General features: G+C 67.8%; 17 protein-coding genes. 15 read left to right on the forward strand and 2 right to left on the reverse strand.

The genetic code is table 11. The features are described 5' to 3' along the window. Positions 1-61: 61 nt before the first annotated feature. Positions 62-1,366, reverse strand: coding sequence for a flavin-containing monooxygenase (locus tag QLQ85_RS22095; protein WP_282740958.1), 1,305 nt, complete (start codon positions 1,364-1,366; stop codon positions 62-64). A gap of 146 nt (positions 1,367-1,512) precedes the next feature. Beyond that, positions 1,513-2,280, reverse strand: coding sequence for a helix-turn-helix transcriptional regulator (locus tag QLQ85_RS22100; RefSeq protein WP_282740959.1), 768 nt, complete (start codon positions 2,278-2,280; stop codon positions 1,513-1,515). A gap of 120 nt (positions 2,281-2,400) precedes the next feature. Here QLQ85_RS22100 and QLQ85_RS22105 point away from each other — a divergent pair, with 120 nt between their 5' ends. The 15 genes from QLQ85_RS22105 to QLQ85_RS22175 all read left to right on the forward strand — a co-directional run bounded on the left by QLQ85_RS22105 (position 2,401) and on the right by QLQ85_RS22175 (position 15,961). Further along, entirely contained in the window at positions 2,401-4,086 is a 1,686-nt protein-coding gene (locus QLQ85_RS22105; protein ID WP_282740960.1) for an FAD-dependent monooxygenase, read from the forward strand. A 2-nt stretch (positions 4,087-4,088) separates the two neighbouring features. Next, on the forward strand, positions 4,089-4,292 hold the full coding sequence (locus QLQ85_RS22110) for a hypothetical protein (protein ID WP_282740961.1): 204 nt from the start codon (positions 4,089-4,091) through the stop codon (positions 4,290-4,292). A gap of 148 nt (positions 4,293-4,440) precedes the next feature. Continuing rightward, complete coding sequence (locus QLQ85_RS22115) at positions 4,441-4,896, forward strand: hypothetical protein (RefSeq protein WP_282740962.1); 456 nt, start codon at positions 4,441-4,443, stop codon at positions 4,894-4,896. A gap of 78 nt (positions 4,897-4,974) precedes the next feature. Then, on the forward strand, positions 4,975-5,751 hold the full coding sequence (locus QLQ85_RS22120; protein WP_282740963.1) for a GntR family transcriptional regulator: 777 nt from the start codon (positions 4,975-4,977) through the stop codon (positions 5,749-5,751). 216 nt (positions 5,752-5,967) lie between these two features. Further along, positions 5,968-6,285 (forward strand): nitrite reductase small subunit NirD, encoded by a 318-nt coding sequence (nirD, locus tag QLQ85_RS22125; protein ID WP_282722426.1) that lies wholly within the window; start codon positions 5,968-5,970, stop codon positions 6,283-6,285. Between the two features lie 5 nt (positions 6,286-6,290). Beyond that, complete coding sequence (locus QLQ85_RS22130) at positions 6,291-6,608, forward strand: recombinase-like helix-turn-helix domain-containing protein (RefSeq protein ID WP_102627702.1); 318 nt, start codon at positions 6,291-6,293, stop codon at positions 6,606-6,608. Positions 6,609-6,648: 40 nt separating this feature from the next. Beyond that, positions 6,649-7,680, forward strand: coding sequence for an aromatic ring-hydroxylating oxygenase subunit alpha (locus tag QLQ85_RS22135; RefSeq protein ID WP_282740964.1), 1,032 nt, complete (start codon positions 6,649-6,651; stop codon positions 7,678-7,680). A gap of 1 nt (position 7,681) precedes the next feature. Further along, positions 7,682-8,440, forward strand: a complete 759-nt coding sequence (locus QLQ85_RS22140; protein ID WP_282722423.1) for an SDR family oxidoreductase — start codon at positions 7,682-7,684, stop codon at positions 8,438-8,440. Positions 8,441-8,451: 11 nt separating this feature from the next. Continuing rightward, the gene (locus tag QLQ85_RS22145; protein WP_282740965.1) at positions 8,452-9,660 is read left to right on the forward strand and encodes an NAD(P)/FAD-dependent oxidoreductase; all 1,209 of its coding nucleotides are present in this window, start codon (positions 8,452-8,454) and stop codon (positions 9,658-9,660) included. A gap of 50 nt (positions 9,661-9,710) precedes the next feature. Then, positions 9,711-9,941: a DUF2798 domain-containing protein gene (locus tag QLQ85_RS22150; RefSeq protein WP_282740966.1), complete on the forward strand. Its 231-nt coding sequence runs from the start codon at positions 9,711-9,713 to the stop codon at positions 9,939-9,941. Positions 9,942-10,250: 309 nt separating this feature from the next. After that, positions 10,251-11,378, forward strand: coding sequence for an FAD-dependent monooxygenase (locus tag QLQ85_RS22155; RefSeq protein ID WP_282740968.1), 1,128 nt, complete (start codon positions 10,251-10,253; stop codon positions 11,376-11,378). A gap of 55 nt (positions 11,379-11,433) precedes the next feature. Continuing rightward, complete coding sequence (gene dctP / locus QLQ85_RS22160) at positions 11,434-12,414, forward strand: TRAP transporter substrate-binding protein DctP (protein ID WP_282740969.1); 981 nt, start codon at positions 11,434-11,436, stop codon at positions 12,412-12,414. A 72-nt stretch (positions 12,415-12,486) separates the two neighbouring features. Further along, positions 12,487-12,999 carry a TRAP transporter small permease gene (locus QLQ85_RS22165; RefSeq protein ID WP_282740970.1) on the forward strand — a complete coding sequence of 171 codons (513 nt, stop codon included), beginning with the start codon at positions 12,487-12,489 and terminating at the stop codon, positions 12,997-12,999. 45 nt (positions 13,000-13,044) lie between these two features. Further along, on the forward strand, positions 13,045-14,361 hold the full coding sequence (locus QLQ85_RS22170; protein WP_282740971.1) for a TRAP transporter large permease: 1,317 nt from the start codon (positions 13,045-13,047) through the stop codon (positions 14,359-14,361). Between the two features lie 25 nt (positions 14,362-14,386). Continuing rightward, on the forward strand, positions 14,387-15,961 hold the full coding sequence (locus tag QLQ85_RS22175; protein ID WP_282740972.1) for a sulfatase family protein: 1,575 nt from the start codon (positions 14,387-14,389) through the stop codon (positions 15,959-15,961). The last annotated feature ends 341 nt before the right edge of the window (positions 15,962-16,302 follow it).

Genomic DNA, 16,302 nt, shown 5'->3' on the forward strand with positions numbered 1-16,302 from the left:
CGACGGCTCCTTGGTCCTGCTGAGGCAATAAAGGAGGGAGGCGGAGCGCCTCCCCGCTGGCTTACTCGACGGTCACTGCTCGGCGCGGCGAGGCATCATCCTCGACCCGGCGCTGGGCCTCGGCGTGGTAGGCCAGGTACTTGCGCTGGGTGGCGATGTGATCGGCGATATGCCTGGCGTCGTGCCATACCCCCCAGATAAAGCTGGAACCACGCCGGGACAGCCACGGCAGGCCGACGAAGTAGACGCCGGGCTCGCTGGACACCCCACGCTGATGCCGGGGCCTGCCGTTGTCGTCGAAGGCGTCGACCTTCAACCAGCGATAGTCCACCGAGAAGCCGGTGGCCCAGACGATAGCGGTAATGCCGGCCTCGGCCAGGTCGAGCTCGAGGATCGGATCGCTGACGCACTGGGGGTCCGGAGGGATGGCGCGGGCCCCCGGCTCTTCCGGCAAATTGATGCCGTTACGCAGGATATAGTCGTCGGCGGCATCCAGTTTCGACAGGTAGTTCTCGTCACCGGCGGCCAGGTTGTCGGCCAGGTCGGATTCGAAGGTGACCTTGCCGTCGGCGAAGGCCCGGGTCCGGCCAACCAGGGTCATGCCACCATGGGCCAGTTCGCGAAAGTCGATGGTCTTGCCACCATCGGCACCGCTGACGGCAATGGTGACGTGCTCGGTACCGGGCCTCATCATCTCGGCGTCCCACTCGCCGAGCACCCCCAGCCACCAGCAGAAGTCGCGCCCCCGGTAGGCCCGGGGCGGACGATCGTGGGGCCCCACCGAGAGGTAGACCCGCTTGCCGGCGCGCTGCAGCTCCTCGGCGATCTGCACCCCGGAGGAACCGGCGCCCACCACCAGCACAGCCCCTTCCGGCAACTGCTCGGGATTGCGATACTCGGCGGAGTGAATCTGCGTGAAGGCCTCGTCGTCGGGGGCGATGGGCGGAATCACCGGTGTCTGGAAGGGACCGGTGGCGGCCACCACCCGATTGGCCTCGATGACCCCACCGGAGGTCTCGACGGTGAAGCCCGGCCGGCCGGTGTTGCGCTCCACCGACATCACTTCCACCCCGGTGCGGATGGGGGCATTGATCTTGCGGGCATAGGCTTCGAAATAGGCCGCCACCCGCTCCTTCGAGGCGAAGGCATCCGGATCCAGGTCGTCGAATTCCAGCCCCGGGAAGCGGTCGTGCCAGGCCGGACCATTGGCCACCAGGGAGTCCCAGCGACGGGTGCGCCAGGCCTCGGCGATACGGTGGCGCTCCAGCACCAGGTGGGGCACGCCCTGATTACTCAGGTGTTCGCTCATGGCCACGCCGGCCTGGCCGGCGCCAACCACCAGCGTATCGATGCTTTCGACTGTCATGGGCGGTGTCTCCTTCGGTGATGTTGTTATTCCCACACCTTAGGCGCGCCCAATGATTAGTTAAAATATAGTTATTATTGTCTTTGGATCAGAAAAACAGATTCTCAACCCGCGGCAGGGCGGGCCACTCGGAACACGATGGCCCGTCACTGGCGCCGACACAGCGCCACCAGCCGCGCCTTGGACGGTACCCCCAGCTTGGCGTAGGCGCGCTTGCGGTAGGTTTCCGCCGTCGACACGGCGATATCGAGCTCGGCGGCGGCGGTCTTGAGGGTGTGGCCGCGCAGCAGGAAGAGGCAGAGCTGGCGCTCGCGCTCCGAGAGCGGGGCGAGCACGGCGGCCTCCTCGGCGCTGGGCTGCTGGGAGGCGGGGCGGGCGGTCGCGTAGTGGCGGCGTATCAGGCTGGCGAGCAGCGGTGCCATGGCGTCCAGGCCGGCCAGGTCGGCCGTCGAGAAGGCGCCGGTATCGCGGCCGCGATAGAGATTGAGGGTATAGGCGACCTCGGCCTCGCGGACGGTCAGGGCAACCTTGTCCACCAGGTCGGGGAAGGCGAACAGGTGGCCGCGGTAGGCCGGTGGCATCTCCTCGGCCTGCATCGGGGCGAGCCCCACTCGGGGGGCATCGTCGCTGGCCTGGCGCAGCCCCCGGTAGTTGGGATCCTGGCGGAACAGGCCATCGGTATAGAGCCGCGCCAGGCGTCCGGCCATGCGCGGCTGGCGCTCGTTGGCGGCCAGCAGGCAGTCTACCCCGTCCTCGTCGTCGTAGGCGAAGATCATGCACTGCTCGATGCGCGCCGTGTCACGCAGCAGCGCCAGCAGGTGGGTCTCGAAGGCCGGATCGCCCAAGGCCTCGATGCAGGCGGCCACGGAGGACATCAGGGAGGGCCAGTCCGACGGGGGGCGAGGGGCGGTCATGCGGTCTCTCCTGGGCAGTGCTGCCGTCACTTGTCCCGGCTTTTACGGGACAGGCATGGGGCTCGCGGCGGGATATGCTGAGTGATAGCTGATCCGACAACCATAACAGGAGCCCGCCCCATGCGACCCGCCGGACGCGCCGAGACCGACTCGCTCTATTTCGATTATCCACACTTCCCGTTCGTTCGCCCCCCGGAGCTCAACGGCCAGACCCTACGCCACCGCGTGGCCATCGTCGGCGCCGGCCCGGTGGGCGTGACCGCCGCCCTGGAGCTGGCCCGCCACGGCATCGAATCGGTGGTGCTCGACGACAAGGCCACCGTCAACGACGGCTCCCGGGCGATCTGCATCTCCCGCCACAGCCTCGAGATCCTCCAGCAGCTCGGCGTCGACGAACGCTTCACGGAGAAGGGGCTGGGCTGGACCCGGGGCCGCACCTATTTCCGCGACCGCAAGATCTATCGCTTCGAGATGCCGCATTCCGACCAGGAGCGCTTCTACCCGATGGTCAACCTGCAGCAGCAGTACATCGAGCAGTTCCTGATCGACAAGGCCGAGGAGAGCGACCTCGTCGAGCTGCGCTGGCAGAGCGCGGTGACCGGTGTCAGCCAGGACGACCGGGGCGTGACCCTGGAGGTGACCACGCCGGAGGGCGACTACCGGCTCGAGGCCGACTACCTGCTGGCCGCCGACGGGGCGCGCAGCGTGGTGCGCAAGGCCTTCGGCCTGTCACTGCACGGCGAGGCCTACGAGGGACGCTACGTGATCGCCGACGTGCGAATGCAATCGGACTTCCCCACCGAGCGCCGCGCCTTCTTCCACTCCTCGGCGCTGCCCGACTCCACCCTTCTGGTGCACAAGCAACCCGACGACATCTGGCGCATCGACTACCAGCTCGGCCCCGACGAGGATCCCGAGCAGGCGGTGGAGGAGGCCAACATCCGCGAGCGGGTCGCCACCATCATCGCGATGCTCGGCGAAGAGGGCGACTGGGAGCTGGAGTGGTGGAGCCTCTACAAGGCCCACACCCTGGCGCTCGACGACTATCGCCATGGCCGGGTGCTGTTCATCGGTGACAGCGCCCACCTGGTGCCGATCTTCGGCGTTCGCGGGCTCAACAACGGCCTGGCCGATGCGGTCAACGCCGGCTGGAAGCTGGCCCGGGTGCTCCACGGGCAGGCCCCGGACCGGCTGCTCGACAGCTACACACCGGAGCGCCGTGGCGCCACCCTGGACGTGTTCGCCAATGCTGGCAGGAGCACCCGCTTCATGACGCCGCCGAGTCGCGGTTACCGGCTGATGCGCGACGCCGCCCTGTCGCTGGCCGTGCACCACGACTACGCCAGCTCCTTCGCCGACCCGCGCCAGGTCACCCCCTATACCTATGCCGAGAGCCCCCTGACCCTGGCCGACAGCGACACCTTCGCTGCCGGCCCCGTGCCCGGTGCACCGCTGATCAACCGCCGGCTGGGCGAAGACGACTTCCTGCTCGACCACCTGGGCACGGGCTTCACCCTGTTGCTGTTCAGCGCGGACGGCCGCCTGCCGGACGACCTGGACGAGCGCCTGATGGACCTGCGGGCCCGCGATCCCGAGTTCACGGTCGTGACCATCAGCCGCCAGGCGGCTGAGGAGGGCCCGGGCCCCATCCTGCCGGACCCCGACGGCGATCACTTCGCCGCCTATGGGGCCACGAACGGTACGGCCTATCTGGTGCGCCCGGACCGCCATGTGGCGGCGCGCTGGACGACCCTCGACCCCGCCGCCCTCGAGGCGGCCCTGGTGACCGCCCTGGGAGGAGAATGATCATGACCACACCGACACTGCCCTTCGCCGACCTGGAGAGGGTCTACGAGCATCTGGCCACCACCCTGGATGCCCTGCCCGAGGCGCAGGAGCGCCTGTTCCTCGCCCAGCTGGCGCTGGCCCTGGCGCATCGGGTGCCCGATGTCGCTCACGTGATGGCCGCCATCGAGGAGGCGCGGCGCGGCACCGAGACCGCCACCAGCTGACGCCCGGCACGTCGCGCCGCTGGCCGGGGCCTCGCGGGCACCCGCCCGGGCGAGTGTTCGCTTCGCCTGCGTCCGGCATGATATCGGTCAAGGCGGAGGTGGAACGGGAGGGCGATACTGAGGAATGAATCGGCAGAGGAGAGCGCTGATGACCTCCCCCGTGCACCCCATCGACCCCACGTCCCCGTCCGCCGGCAAGGAGCGCATCAGCGACTACCTCGAGGGCCAGCGTGCCCTGCTCGAGCTCAAGTGCTGTGCCCCGAGAGCGCTGAGTGTGCTGATCCATGACCTGTCACGGCCGATGAGCCGCTCCCTGGAGCAGGCGCTGGCGCGCAGCCTGGCCGCCGGCGAGATCCCGGGCTTTCGGCCTACCGATACCCTGATGCCGCCGATGATGGAGCGCTTCGGGCTCCCCCCGGCGGCCCTCGCCAAGGACCCGGCCATCCACGCCCTGCGCACCACCTGCAATACCTGTGCGAGGGTGGGAACCTGCTGGCTGGCCCTGCGTCACGGGGCGTCGCGGGAGGAGTGCCGCGGTTTCTGCCCCAATGCCGAGGCCTTCGAGCGCCGGTCGCCCCCCGCCGTGAGCGACGAGTCCGGGTAGGCCCGTGCCGGCATGCATGGGCGCTAATGCACGATTGCGGTTAGACTGGCACTCCCATGTCCAGGCCAAGGCGTCGCCGTGTTGACCCTGCTTGCCGAGCGTGTCGCCCGACACCTCGAAGACTCGCCCCGTACCCCCAAGTACCTGTGTCTGCGCGATGCCCTGATCGAGCTGATCGTCGAGGGTGAATTGGCCGAGGGCACCCGCCTGCCCACCGAGCAGGAGCTGGCCGCGGCCCTGCCGCTGAGCCTGGGCACCGTGCAGAAGGCGCTGCGCGACCTGGTCGAGAGCGGTGAGTTGTATCGCCGGAGGCGGCTCGGCACCTTCGTCGCCGACGGCAACCATCGTCGCGAGATCGCCACCCCCGCCTTTGGCTTCCTGCGTCCGGATGGCACCCGTGTCCGGATGGTCTTCATCCGCCTGATCAAGCGCGAAATGTTGCAGCGCCGAGGGGCCTGGATCGAGGTGCTCGGCGAGTGCACGGCGGGCCATGTGCACCTGGTGCGCCAGGATCGTATCGATGGCGCCTTCGACTGCTACACCGAGATCTACCTGCGCGCCGACGTGGCCAGCGAACTGCTCGACCTGCCCGCCGAGGCCCTGGAGCACGAGAGCGTGCTGCCGCTGCTGCAGGCCCAGGGCCATGAGGTCAGCACGGCGGAGAACCGGATCAGCCTGGGACGCCTGCCCAGGGCCGCGGTCCGGGCCATCGTGCCAGACCTCGCCGAGGCCCCGCCACCGGGCATTCGCCTGGAGACCCGCTATCTGGATGCCGAGGCCGGGGTGCTGGCCTGGCAGATCATGTACATCCCGCCCAGCGACTACCGGCTCACCCTGATCACCGAGCCGCGCTGATCCCCTCCGATCATCGCCATGCCTCCCTGACCCTGCCTTGCCCTGCCGGTGGCGTACCTCGGCCGGAACCTCCGAGCACCGTCGCGATCAATACTATATAGTATTGACAGGCGAGACGGCTTGGCTATACTCGCCATAGGATCAAATAATAAATCATGTTTCAAATATGATTCGATTCATGGATGACCCCCATACCCCGTGATGAGGACCGCCCCTATGAGTTGGACCACCGTCTGCAAGACCGACCAGGTACAGGAAGACTTCCCCTACTCCGCCAAGCTGGGCGACAAGGAGATCGGCGTCTATGTGCTGGACGGCGAGTACTACGCCCTCGAGGACGTCTGCCCCCACGCCTACGCGTTGCTCTCCCAGGGGTTCGTCGAGGACGGCCAGGTGGAGTGCCCGCTCCACGAGGCGACGTTCGACATCAGGACCGGCAAGTGCCTGCGCGAACCCGCCGACCGCGACCTGCACGTCTACCCGGTGCGCATCATCGACAACGCTATCCAGCTGAACGTCACCGAGGAGGCCTGAGCACCATGTCCGCATCCGATTTCCCCATTGATCACAATCCCGAGCTCAAGACCTGGGCTCGCATCATCCCCTCCTCCGAGCCGGGTCAGGGCCATATCGAGCGCCCCGGCGGCTTCGACAACCGGGTCTGGCAGAACCGTCAGCGGGCACCGGAGCCCTTCGAGCTCGACCTGGTGGCGGCCCTGGAGGCGGTCTTCGCGGAGGGTGCCACCGCGCTCGACGAGGTGGTGGCCGGGCTCAACGCCCGCCACAGCCAGGATCGCCAGGGCCAGCCCTGGAGCGAAGCCTCCTTCCTGCAAGAGATGGCGGTGCTGGGCCAGTAAGGCCCGGGTCATGCAACGAACAACGACGAGGTCGAGAGAGATGACGACAGCAGCTTTCGAGGACGGCACCGTTCAGGACTACCTGGACACCGGCCTGCGCTCCCTCTGGTACCCGGTGGTGGCCAGCTGGGAGGTGGGCAGCAACCCCCTGGGCATCACCCGGCTGGGCGAGAACCTGGCCCTGTGGCGCGACCATGACGGCGTGGTACACGCCATCGAGGACCGCTGCCCTCACCGTGGCGCGCGCCTCTCCAAGGGCTGGAACCTGGGCAACCGCCTGGCCTGCTGGTACCACGGCGTCGAGGTCGACGGCCAGGGCACGGTGTGCGATGTGCCGGCGATCGGCAACAGCCCGCTGGTGGGCACCGCCTGCGTGCGCCACTACCCGGTGCAGGAGGCCCGCGGCGCCATCTTCGTCTTCTTCGGCACCACCGCCGACGAGGAGCCGCCGGCCCTGGAGCTGCCCGAGCAGCTCACCGACGAGGCCAGCTACGGCCACTTCCTGTGCACCGCCACCTGGAAGTGCAACTACCAGTATGCGGTGGACAACGTCATGGACCCCATGCACGGCACCTACCTGCATGCGGACTCCCACTCCATGGCCGAGGGCGACCGCCAGGCCGAGATGGTGCTGGAGCCCACCGAGACCGGTTTCATCTTCAAGAAGACCGGCCAGACCGGGGTCAACTTCGACTGGGTCGAGTACGGCGCGAGCGGCGCCCTCTGGCTGCGCCTGTCGATCCCCTATCAGCAGCGCTTCGGTCCCGGCGGCCCCTTCTGGATCGTCGGCATGGCGGTGCCCGAGGACAAGGACCACTGCCGGGTGTTCTTCTGGCGGGTGCGCAGGGTGGAGGGCTGGCAGCGCCAGGTGTGGCGCTTCTTCTACCGCACCAAGCTCGAGGGGCTGCACTGGGACGTGCTGGAGCAGGACCGGATCATTCTCGAGAACCTGGCCCCGGATGCCCGTCACCACGAGAACCTCTACCAGCACGACGTGGGCCTGTCGCGGCTGCGCCGGGTGATGCTGAAGATGGCCAAGGCGCAGCTCGCCAAGCGCCAGGAGGCGGCCTGAGATGGCCGGCATCGGGCTGGCCGGCAAGCGGCTGATGATCACCGGCGCGGCCCGTGGCCTGGGGCGCAGCATCGCCGAGGCCGCCGCCGCCGAGGGGGCGCGGCTGGTGATCAGTGACATCCTCGAGGCCGAGCTGGAGCAGGCCGCCGCGGCGCTGCGCGAGCGCGGTGCCGAGGTGGAGGCGCTGGTCATCGACCAGGCCGATGCCGCCTCCATCGAGGCGGGCCTGGCCCGGGTCGCCGCGGGCGGCCCCCTGGATGGCCTGGTCAACAATGCCGCCATCGCCACCAATGTCGGCGGCAAGCCCCTCGAGGAGTACGACCCCGCGCTCTGGGACCGGGTGATGGCGGTCAATGTGCGCGGAGTCTGGCAGATGACCCGTGCCGCCCTGCCGCTGCTCGCCCGCGCCGAGCGTGGCAAGGTGGTCAACGTGGCCTCCGACACCGCCCTGTGGGGCGCCCCCCGGCTGATGGCCTATGTGGCCAGCAAGGGCGCGGTGATCGCCATGACCCGCGCCATGGCCCGGGAACTCGGCGAGCGGGGCATCTGCATCAATGCCATCGCCCCGGGGCTGACCCACTGCGAGGCCACCGAGTACGTGCCCGAGGAGCGCTACGCCCACTATGCGGCGGGGCGCGCCCTCAAGGAGGAGCAGCATCCCGAGGACATCGACGGTACCGTGCTTTACCTGCTCTCGGACTGGTCGAACTTCGTCACCGGCCAGCTGATCCCCATCAACGGCGGTTTCGTCTTCAACTAGGGGGAATGACCATGTCGCATGAGGAGATTTCCCGGATCGTGGTGATCGGCGGCGGCCAGGCCGGCGGTTATGCCTGCAAGGCATTGCGCAGCGAAGGCTATACCGGCCGTCTCACCGTGGTGGCCGACGAGCCCCACGACTTCTACGAGCGACCGCCGCTCTCCAAGGGGGTGGTCACCGAGGGCGAGCCGCTGCCGCGGCTCTTCCCCGAGGCCAGCCTCGCCGCCCTGGCGCTCGACTGGCAACGGCCCAAGCGGGCCACCGCCATCGACCGCCAGGCCCGGGAGGTGGTGCTGGACGATGGCGAGCGGTTGCCCTACGACCGCCTGCTGATCGCCACCGGCAGCCGGCCGCGGCTGCCGGTGGCCGCCTGGGGCGAGATCCCCGCGGTCATGACCCTGCGCTCCTGGGAGGACGCCCAGCGGCTCAAGGCGAGCCTCGGCGAGAGCCGTCGGCTGGGGGTGATCGGCGGCGGCTGGATCGGCCTGGAGGTGGCCTCCAGTGCCCGCAAGCTGGGCCTCGAGGTGGAGGTCTTCGAGCGCCAGTCGCGACTCTGCGAGCGCAGCGTCGGCGCCGAGGTCTCGGGAGCCCTGGCCGAGCTGCACCGGGCCCGGGATGTGGCCCTGCACCTAAGCCGCGAGCGGATCGCGCTCGACGAGCAGGAAGACGGTCGGGTGGTGATCTCGGCCGACGGCGTGGCCGCCGAACCCTTCGACCTGGTGGTGGTGGGCACCGGGGTCGAGTTCAACCTGGAGCTGGCCCGGGCGGTGGGGCTGGCCATCGAGCAGGGCATCGTGGTGGACAGTGGCGGGCGCACCTCCGACCCGCACATCTTCGCCGCCGGCGACGTGGCCCAGCACCCCCAACTGGGGCTCTGCCTGCAGTCCTGGGCCTATGCCCAGAACCAGGCGCGGGTGGTGGCCGAGGCGATGCTGGGCCAGGACGCCCACTACGACGAGCCGGCCTGGCTGTGGTCCGATCAGCACGGGGTGAACATCCAGATCCTCGGCGTGCCGCATCCCGGGATGCGCTGCGTGGTGCGTCAGGAACCCCAGGGGCCGGTGTTCTGTTACCTGGACGACGCCAGCCGCCTGGTGCAGATGGTGGCCTTCGACCAGCCCCGCGCCATCAAGCTGGGCAAGCGCTGGATCGCCGCTGCCCGGGTGCTCGACGCCGGACAGCTGGCCGATCCCGACGTCAACCTGATGTCGCTGCGCTAGCGTGAAGGGCGACGCCCGGGGGGCGTCGCCACGCTGTTTCGGAGACGACGATGCTCTTCCCGCCCCGCTATGCGCCGCTGGTCGTGTCGGTGCTGATGACCACCTACATGGCCGGCCTGATGACGCTGGTCATCATCCTGGTGAATACCGGCCCGGGAGAGGGCTTCCTGGCGCGCTGGGGGCAGGCGTTCCTCGTCTCCTGGCCGATCGCCTTCGTTCTGATCACGGTGGGCCGTCCGCTGATCCTTCGCTTGGCAGCCAAGCTGATTCGCCACCCCTGAATCGCCCCCCCGCGCCATCGCCATGACACGGCTACCGTTCGACGACCGGCGGGCCAAGCCAGGGGGGCCGCACCCTCGGCATATGGCTTGCCTGTCACGGCTGCTTCAAGCCGGCCGTTTCACCGGCGTGAGTCTTTTCTGCCGGTCTACCGCGTGACGCGTTTGACAAACATCGAGCGCCGTCCTACAGTCGGACTATCAAATAATAAACTCTGTTTCATATGTTAAAACATCATCCGGTTTCGAAGCCGTATCAGGACCCGATGTGCTCTCGACACTCTTCCCGGTAGACCGTAGGACAGGTGGGATATGACAAAGCTAAGAGTTGGTATCTGTGGTGGTGGCGTGGGCGGGCTGTGCGCGGCCATCGCCCTTCGTGAGGCCGGCCATGAGGCGATCGTCTTCGAGCAGGCCCGGCAGTTCCTGCGCATCGGGGCGGACGTGAACCTGACCCCCAATGCGGTTCGTGCCCTGGACCGCCTCGGTGTCGGCGCGGTGCTGCGCGAAACCGCGGCACGCCCGACCCATCGCCTCAGCCGTACCTGGGACACCGGCGAGATCACCTCGAAGCTGCCCATGAGTGATGCCGCCGAGGAGAAGTACGGTGCGCCCCAGTTGACCATCCATCGCGGCGATCTGCTCAAGGCCCTGGAGGCACGGTTGCCCGACGAGGCGATCCGCCTGGGCAGCAGGGTGGTGGACATCGACGTGGGTGACCACCCGACCATCCGCTTCGAGGACGGCTCCAGTGAGACCGTCGACGTGGTGGTCGGTGGCGACGGCATCCACTCCGCGGTGCGCCGTTCGCTGTTCGGTGACGATCACCCCGAATTCACCGGCCTGGTCTCGTATCGGGCGGTGGTGCCACGCGCCGCGGTGCCGGAGGTGGAGAACCTGGATGCCTTCACCAAGTGGTGGGGCGCCACCGACGACAGCCAGGTGGTGGTCTTCCCGCTGACCCGCGGCGAGGAGGTGTTCGTCTTCGCCACCACCCCCCAGGAGGGCTGGCGAGAGGAGTCCTGGACCCTGCCCGGCGACGTCGACGAACTGCGCGAGGTCTACCGCGATTTCCATGCCGACGTGCGCGCCCTGCTGGCGGCCTGCGAGAGCGTCACCAAGTCGGCCCTCTATGTGCGCGAACCCATGCCACGGTGGTCCAAGGGGCATGTCACCATCCTCGGCGACGCGGCCCACCCCATGGTGCCCTTCATGGCCCAGGGGGCCTGCATGGCCATCGAGGATGCGGTGGTGCTGTCACGCTGCCTGGCCGAGACCGGCCGCGAGGACGTACCGGCAGCGCTGGTCCGTTTCGAGAAGGCCCGCAAGGAGCGTACCGCCAAGGTGCAGCGCGGCTCCCGTGCCAATGACTGGCTGAAGGGCGAAGGCAATGCCGACTGGGTCTACGGCTACGATGCCTGGGGCACTCCCCTGGACTGACAGGCCCTCTTGCTTCATCACACCACAACCGCATAACCACAAGAGCGAAGATGCCATGAATCCCACCATCCTGACGAAACTCGCCATAGGGCTGTCGCTGGCCGGCCTGTCGTTCACCGCCGTCGCCGAGGAGGTGAGCCTCAATACGGTGAGCTTTACCCCCAAGAGCGCCGCGGTCTCCGCCGGCTTCGAGAAATTCATCGCGGCCGTCAACGAGGAGTTCGAGGGGGAATTGTCCTTGAACTGGCGTGGCGGGCCCGAGGTGATGCCGCCGTTCCGCCTGGCCGATGCGGTGCGCAACAACGCCATCGACATGGCACTGATCAGCCCCAGTTACTACTCTGGTCTGGTGCCCTCGTCGACCACCTCCAACCTGTCGTTCAAGACCTACGAGGAGATCCTCGAGACCGGCTACTACGATCGCATCACCGAGATCCATGCCGAGCGGGGCCTCAATTACCTGGGCGAGATCCCGGCGACCGACGTCAAGTTCTACCTCTTCTTCAAGGACCGCATCGACAGTCTCGACGACCTGCAGGGCAAGCGGATCCGCGTCTTTCCCACCGGCCTCCCGTTCATCGAGGCCTTGGGGGCCAACGGCCTGGTGCTGCCCATCGGCGAGATATACACCGCCATGGAGCGCGGCGCCATCGACGGCTTCATGCAGGGCAACCTGGGCTGGGCCGAGCAGTATGAGGACGTGGTCAACTACTACCTCACCCCGCCCTTCTACCGCGCCGGCTTCAGCATCCTGATCAGCCAGCGCGCCATGGACCGCCTGTCGCCGGAACTGCGCGAGGAGCTGCAGGAGTACGTCCGTTACACCCTGGGGCCGCAGCTCGACCAGAGCTGGGGCGAGGTGATCGCCGCCGGCAATGCCGAGGTGGAAGCCGCCGGCTTCGAGGAGATCGCGCTCAATGGCGAGGATGCCGATCGCTATCTGCAGACGGCCATCGATGCCGCCTGGGAGAACATGGCCGATCAACTGGACGACCCTGAGCTGACCGCCGAACTGCGGGCCATGCTGGTCGACTGATTGCCCCTCGTGCACCAGCCCCATCCAGGGCCTGGTGCTCGGTCACTCTCCCTACTTTTCAGGTGGCTCGATATGCAACTGTCACTCTCCCGCGGCAGGTCGCTGCTGACAATCGTCATGCGGGGCGTGAGCCGTTTGAACCTGCTGCTGGCGGGAATCAGCGCAGCCACGCTGGTGGCCGCCACCGCCGCCGTCTTCTGCGAGATCCTCTCCCGGCTGTTCTTCGGCAAGTCGCTGATCTGGGTCGTCGAGGTCAGCGGCTATGCGCTGCTCTACATGACCTTCCTCGGCGCGCCCTACCTGCTGGAGAAGAACCGCCATGTGGCCATCGATATCGCCATCGAGCACCTGCCGCCACGCCTGCAGACGCCGCTGGCCCTGGTGATGGCGCTGTTCGGTGCGGCGGTCTGTCTCTATGCGGCCTGGTATGGCCTGGTGGTGACCCTGGACCAGTACCAGTTCGGCATCCGCGAGACCACCGTGCTGGCACCACGCAGCTATCTGCTGACGGCGGTATTTCCCCTGGGCATGTTCCTGCTCGCCATCCAGTTCGTGGCGCAGGCCGGGGCCTGTCTGAAGCGCTGACCCGGTGTCGGTCCACTCAACTCAGGCTCCCTGTGGAGGTATGTTATGGATTGGTGGCTAACGCTATCGCTCATTCTCGGCGCCCTGCTGGTGTTGATGCTGCTGGGGCTGCCGGTGGCCTTTTCGTTCCTGGCGGTCAACCTGGTCGGTGCCTATGTCTTCCTCGGTGGCACCTCCGGCATCGAGCAGCTGGTGATCAATACCACCGATGCCCTGACCAGCTTCACCCTGGTGCCCATCGCGATGTTCATGATCATGGGCGAGGTGATGTTTCGCTCCGGGATCGCCAATGACCTGATGGACACCCTGGACAAGTGGTTCGGCAAGCTGCGTGGACGGCTGGCCTTCATGGCGGTGGGGGGCGGCGTGCTGTTCTCGACCCTGACCGGCAACAGCATGGGCGCCATCGCCTTGCTGGGTTCCAGCCTGACCCCCGAGATGGAGCGCCGCGGTTACAAGAAGCCGATGTCGCTCGGTCCCATCATCGGCTCGGCGGGGCTGGCGATCATGATCCCGCCCAGCGCCCTGGCGGTGGTGCTCGGGGTGGTGGCCGAGCTCCCCATCGGCCGGCTGCTGATCGCCATCATCCTGCCCGGCCTGCTGATGGCGGTGCTCTATGCCCTCTATATCTGGGGCCGCTGCACCCTGCAGCCGGACCTGGCGCCCTCCTTCGAGGTGGCGCCCACGCCGTTCAAGGTGAAGGTCGAGGCGGGGATCCGCAATATCCTGCCGATCGGCTTCATCGTCTTCGCCGTGGTAGGGGTGATCTTCCTCGGCCTGGCGACCCCCACCGAGGCGGCGGCCTCCGGGGCGGTGGCGACCATCCTGCTGGCGCTGATCAAGCGCCGCCTGACGGTGGATAACTTCAAGTTGTCGATGTTCGAGAGCGCCAACATCTCGGTGATGGTGCTGCTGATCGTCGCCGGCGCGGTGGCCTTCAGCCAACTGCTGGCCTTCACCGGCACCACCTTCGGCATGATGGACGCGGTGCTCGCACTCCCGGTCAACGACCACATGATCGTGCTGGCCATGGTGTTCACCGTGGTGCTGCTGGGCATGTTCATGGGGCCGCTGCCGATCATGCTGATCACCCTGCCGATCTTCGTGCCGGTGGTGGATCAATTGGGCTTCGACACCATCTGGTTCGCGGTGCTGTTCCTGCTCGCCATCGAGACCGGCTCCACCTCGCCACCGCTGGGTGCGGCGCTGTTCGTGATGAAGGCGGTCGCCCCCCAGGGCACCAGCATGGCCAGCATCTACAAGGCCGCCATCCCCTTCCTGATCTGCGATTTCCTGGCCATCGCCATCATCTTTGCCTTCCCGCAGATCGTCACCGTCCCCGTCGGCCTGATGTTCGGCTGATCGCCGACGGGAGGAGACCCAGGTCATGCGACGTCCCAGCTTCGTGCTCTTCATCACCGACCAGCAGCGCGCCGACCACCTCGGCTGCTACGGCAACCCCACGCTCAGGACGCCCCATATCGATGGCCTGGCCGAACGCGGGGTGCGCTTCGAGCGCTTCCATGTGGCCACGCCGATCTGCCAGCCCAACCGCGCGGCCCTGGTCACCGGCCAGATGCCCTCGGTCAACGGGGTGCGCCAGAACGGCATTCCCCTGGGGCTCGACAGCCTCACCTTCGCCGAGGTGCTGCGCGAGAGCGGCTACCGCAGCGGTTACATCGGCAAGGCGCACTTCCAGAACGTCACCGATATCGCCGCGCCGCCGCGTGCTCTCGGCGGGGAGGGCGAGGCGCCGCCCGAGGCGGTGGCGCTCTCCCGGCGCAGCCAGCGCGACGGCCCCGACTACGGCTGGGAGGTGCGCCGGCGCTGGGCGGCGCAGCCCGGCCTGGCGCTGCCGACGCCCTACTACGGTTTCGAGCACGCCCGGCTGTGCATCGGCCACGGCGACCTGGTGGATGGCCACTACACCGCCTGGCTGCGCGAGCGCCATCCTGACCCCGAGTCGCTGCGCGGCCCGGCCAACGCCCTGCCCCAGGCGGGGATCACGGCGCCCCAGTGCTGGCGTACCGCGGTGCCCGAGGCGCTCTATCCCACCGGCTACGTCAAGCAACAGGCCTGCGACTTCCTGGCCGACCAGGACGCCGACACCCCCTTCGTGCTGGTGGTCTCCTTCCCCGACCCGCACCACCCCTTCACCCCGCCGGGGCGCTACTGGTCGCTCTACGACCCCGACGACGTGGTGCTGCCGGCCTCCTTCCACCATCCGGTAGAGGCGATCGCGGGCATTCCCCCGGAAGCCTTGGAGGCCTACCGCTGGGGGGCCGAGGACCCCGAGAGCCACTGGCCCTTCGCGGTCGGCGAGCGCCACGCCCGGGAGATCATCGCCCTGAACTACGGCAGCATCGCCATGGTGGACGACGCCGTGGGCGAGGTGCTGGCCTGCCTGAAGGCGCAAGGCCTGGCGGACGACACCGTGGTGGCCTTCACCTCGGATCACGGCGACTACATGGGCGATCACGGCAGCGTGCTCAAGATGGGGCTGCACTTCCAGAGCGTGCTGCGGGTGCCGCTGATCTGGCACGACCCGGGCGATCCCGCAGCGGGCGGCCGGGTGAGCCGGCGGCTGGGCAGCGCCATCGACCTGGCGCCGACCCTGCTGCAGCGGGCCGGGCTCCGTGTGCCGGTAGGCATGCAGGGGCAGGACCTGTTCGGCGATGCGCCGGCGGCGGACGTGCTGGTGGAGGACCCGGGCATCCGGGTATTCCGCGACAGCGATGCCCGTTGCAGCGTCATCAGCCTGGTCACCGAGCGCTGGCGGCTGAGTCTGTTCGAGGGCCTCGCCTGGGGCGAACTCTATGACCTCGCCGACGATCCCCATGAGCTCGATAACCGCTGGGACGACCCGGCCTGGCGCGAGGTGCGCCTCGAGCTTCAGCATCGTCTCAATCAGCGGCTGGTGGCGCTGCGCGACAAGAGCCTGGTGGCCACGGCCAGGGCCTGAGCGGGCGAGTCGCCCGAGCGGCGATCCGGTTCGGCGGAGTGCCTTGTTTTTTCCATATATAACATAGGGTTAAGTCGCGCGCTCGAGAAGGAATCTGCCCTTGACAAGGGGGGAGCCAAGGCCTATCTTGGGTGTATCAAATAATAAATCAGTTTTCATATTTGATACGGCCGAGGGTGGCACAGCCAGAGTGGCACAGCAAACGACGAGATCGCCTCTCCGCCATGACCAGGCAGATTCGGGATAGGCCCCGAGGGGCATGCGGCACCACCCGCGGCGACGAGCAAGAACATGCCGCGGGCGAAGGGCACGGGTATGCTGGTCGCCAGGAATGGCCATCC

Origin of the sequence: Halomonas kalidii (assembly GCF_030010475.1) — a bacterium.
Taxonomy (GTDB): domain Bacteria; phylum Pseudomonadota; class Gammaproteobacteria; order Pseudomonadales; family Halomonadaceae; genus Halomonas; species Halomonas heilongjiangensis.

Bases quoted from the DNA above. Each gene is read 5' to 3' on its own strand.
- QLQ85_RS22095 (WP_282740958.1), bottom strand. From the start codon at position 1,366: ATGACAGTCGAAAGCATCGATACGCTGGTGGTTGGCGCCGGCCAGGCC.
- QLQ85_RS22100 (WP_282740959.1), bottom strand. From the start codon at position 2,280: ATGACCGCCCCTCGCCCCCCGTCGGACTGGCCCTCCCTGATGTCCTCC.
- QLQ85_RS22105 (WP_282740960.1), top strand. From the start codon at position 2,401: ATGCGACCCGCCGGACGCGCCGAGACCGACTCGCTCTATTTCGATTAT.
- QLQ85_RS22110 (WP_282740961.1), top strand. From the start codon at position 4,089: ATGACCACACCGACACTGCCCTTCGCCGACCTGGAGAGGGTCTACGAG.
- QLQ85_RS22115 (WP_282740962.1), top strand. From the start codon at position 4,441: ATGACCTCCCCCGTGCACCCCATCGACCCCACGTCCCCGTCCGCCGGC.
- nirD (WP_282722426.1), top strand. From the start codon at position 5,968: ATGAGTTGGACCACCGTCTGCAAGACCGACCAGGTACAGGAAGACTTC.
- QLQ85_RS22130 (WP_102627702.1), top strand. From the start codon at position 6,291: ATGTCCGCATCCGATTTCCCCATTGATCACAATCCCGAGCTCAAGACC.
- QLQ85_RS22135 (WP_282740964.1), top strand. From the start codon at position 6,649: ATGACGACAGCAGCTTTCGAGGACGGCACCGTTCAGGACTACCTGGAC.
- QLQ85_RS22140 (WP_282722423.1), top strand. From the start codon at position 7,682: ATGGCCGGCATCGGGCTGGCCGGCAAGCGGCTGATGATCACCGGCGCG.
- QLQ85_RS22145 (WP_282740965.1), top strand. From the start codon at position 8,452: ATGTCGCATGAGGAGATTTCCCGGATCGTGGTGATCGGCGGCGGCCAG.
- QLQ85_RS22150 (WP_282740966.1), top strand. From the start codon at position 9,711: ATGCTCTTCCCGCCCCGCTATGCGCCGCTGGTCGTGTCGGTGCTGATG.
- QLQ85_RS22155 (WP_282740968.1), top strand. From the start codon at position 10,251: ATGACAAAGCTAAGAGTTGGTATCTGTGGTGGTGGCGTGGGCGGGCTG.
- dctP (WP_282740969.1), top strand. From the start codon at position 11,434: ATGAATCCCACCATCCTGACGAAACTCGCCATAGGGCTGTCGCTGGCC.
- QLQ85_RS22165 (WP_282740970.1), top strand. From the start codon at position 12,487: ATGCAACTGTCACTCTCCCGCGGCAGGTCGCTGCTGACAATCGTCATG.
- QLQ85_RS22170 (WP_282740971.1), top strand. From the start codon at position 13,045: ATGGATTGGTGGCTAACGCTATCGCTCATTCTCGGCGCCCTGCTGGTG.
- QLQ85_RS22175 (WP_282740972.1), top strand. From the start codon at position 14,387: ATGCGACGTCCCAGCTTCGTGCTCTTCATCACCGACCAGCAGCGCGCC.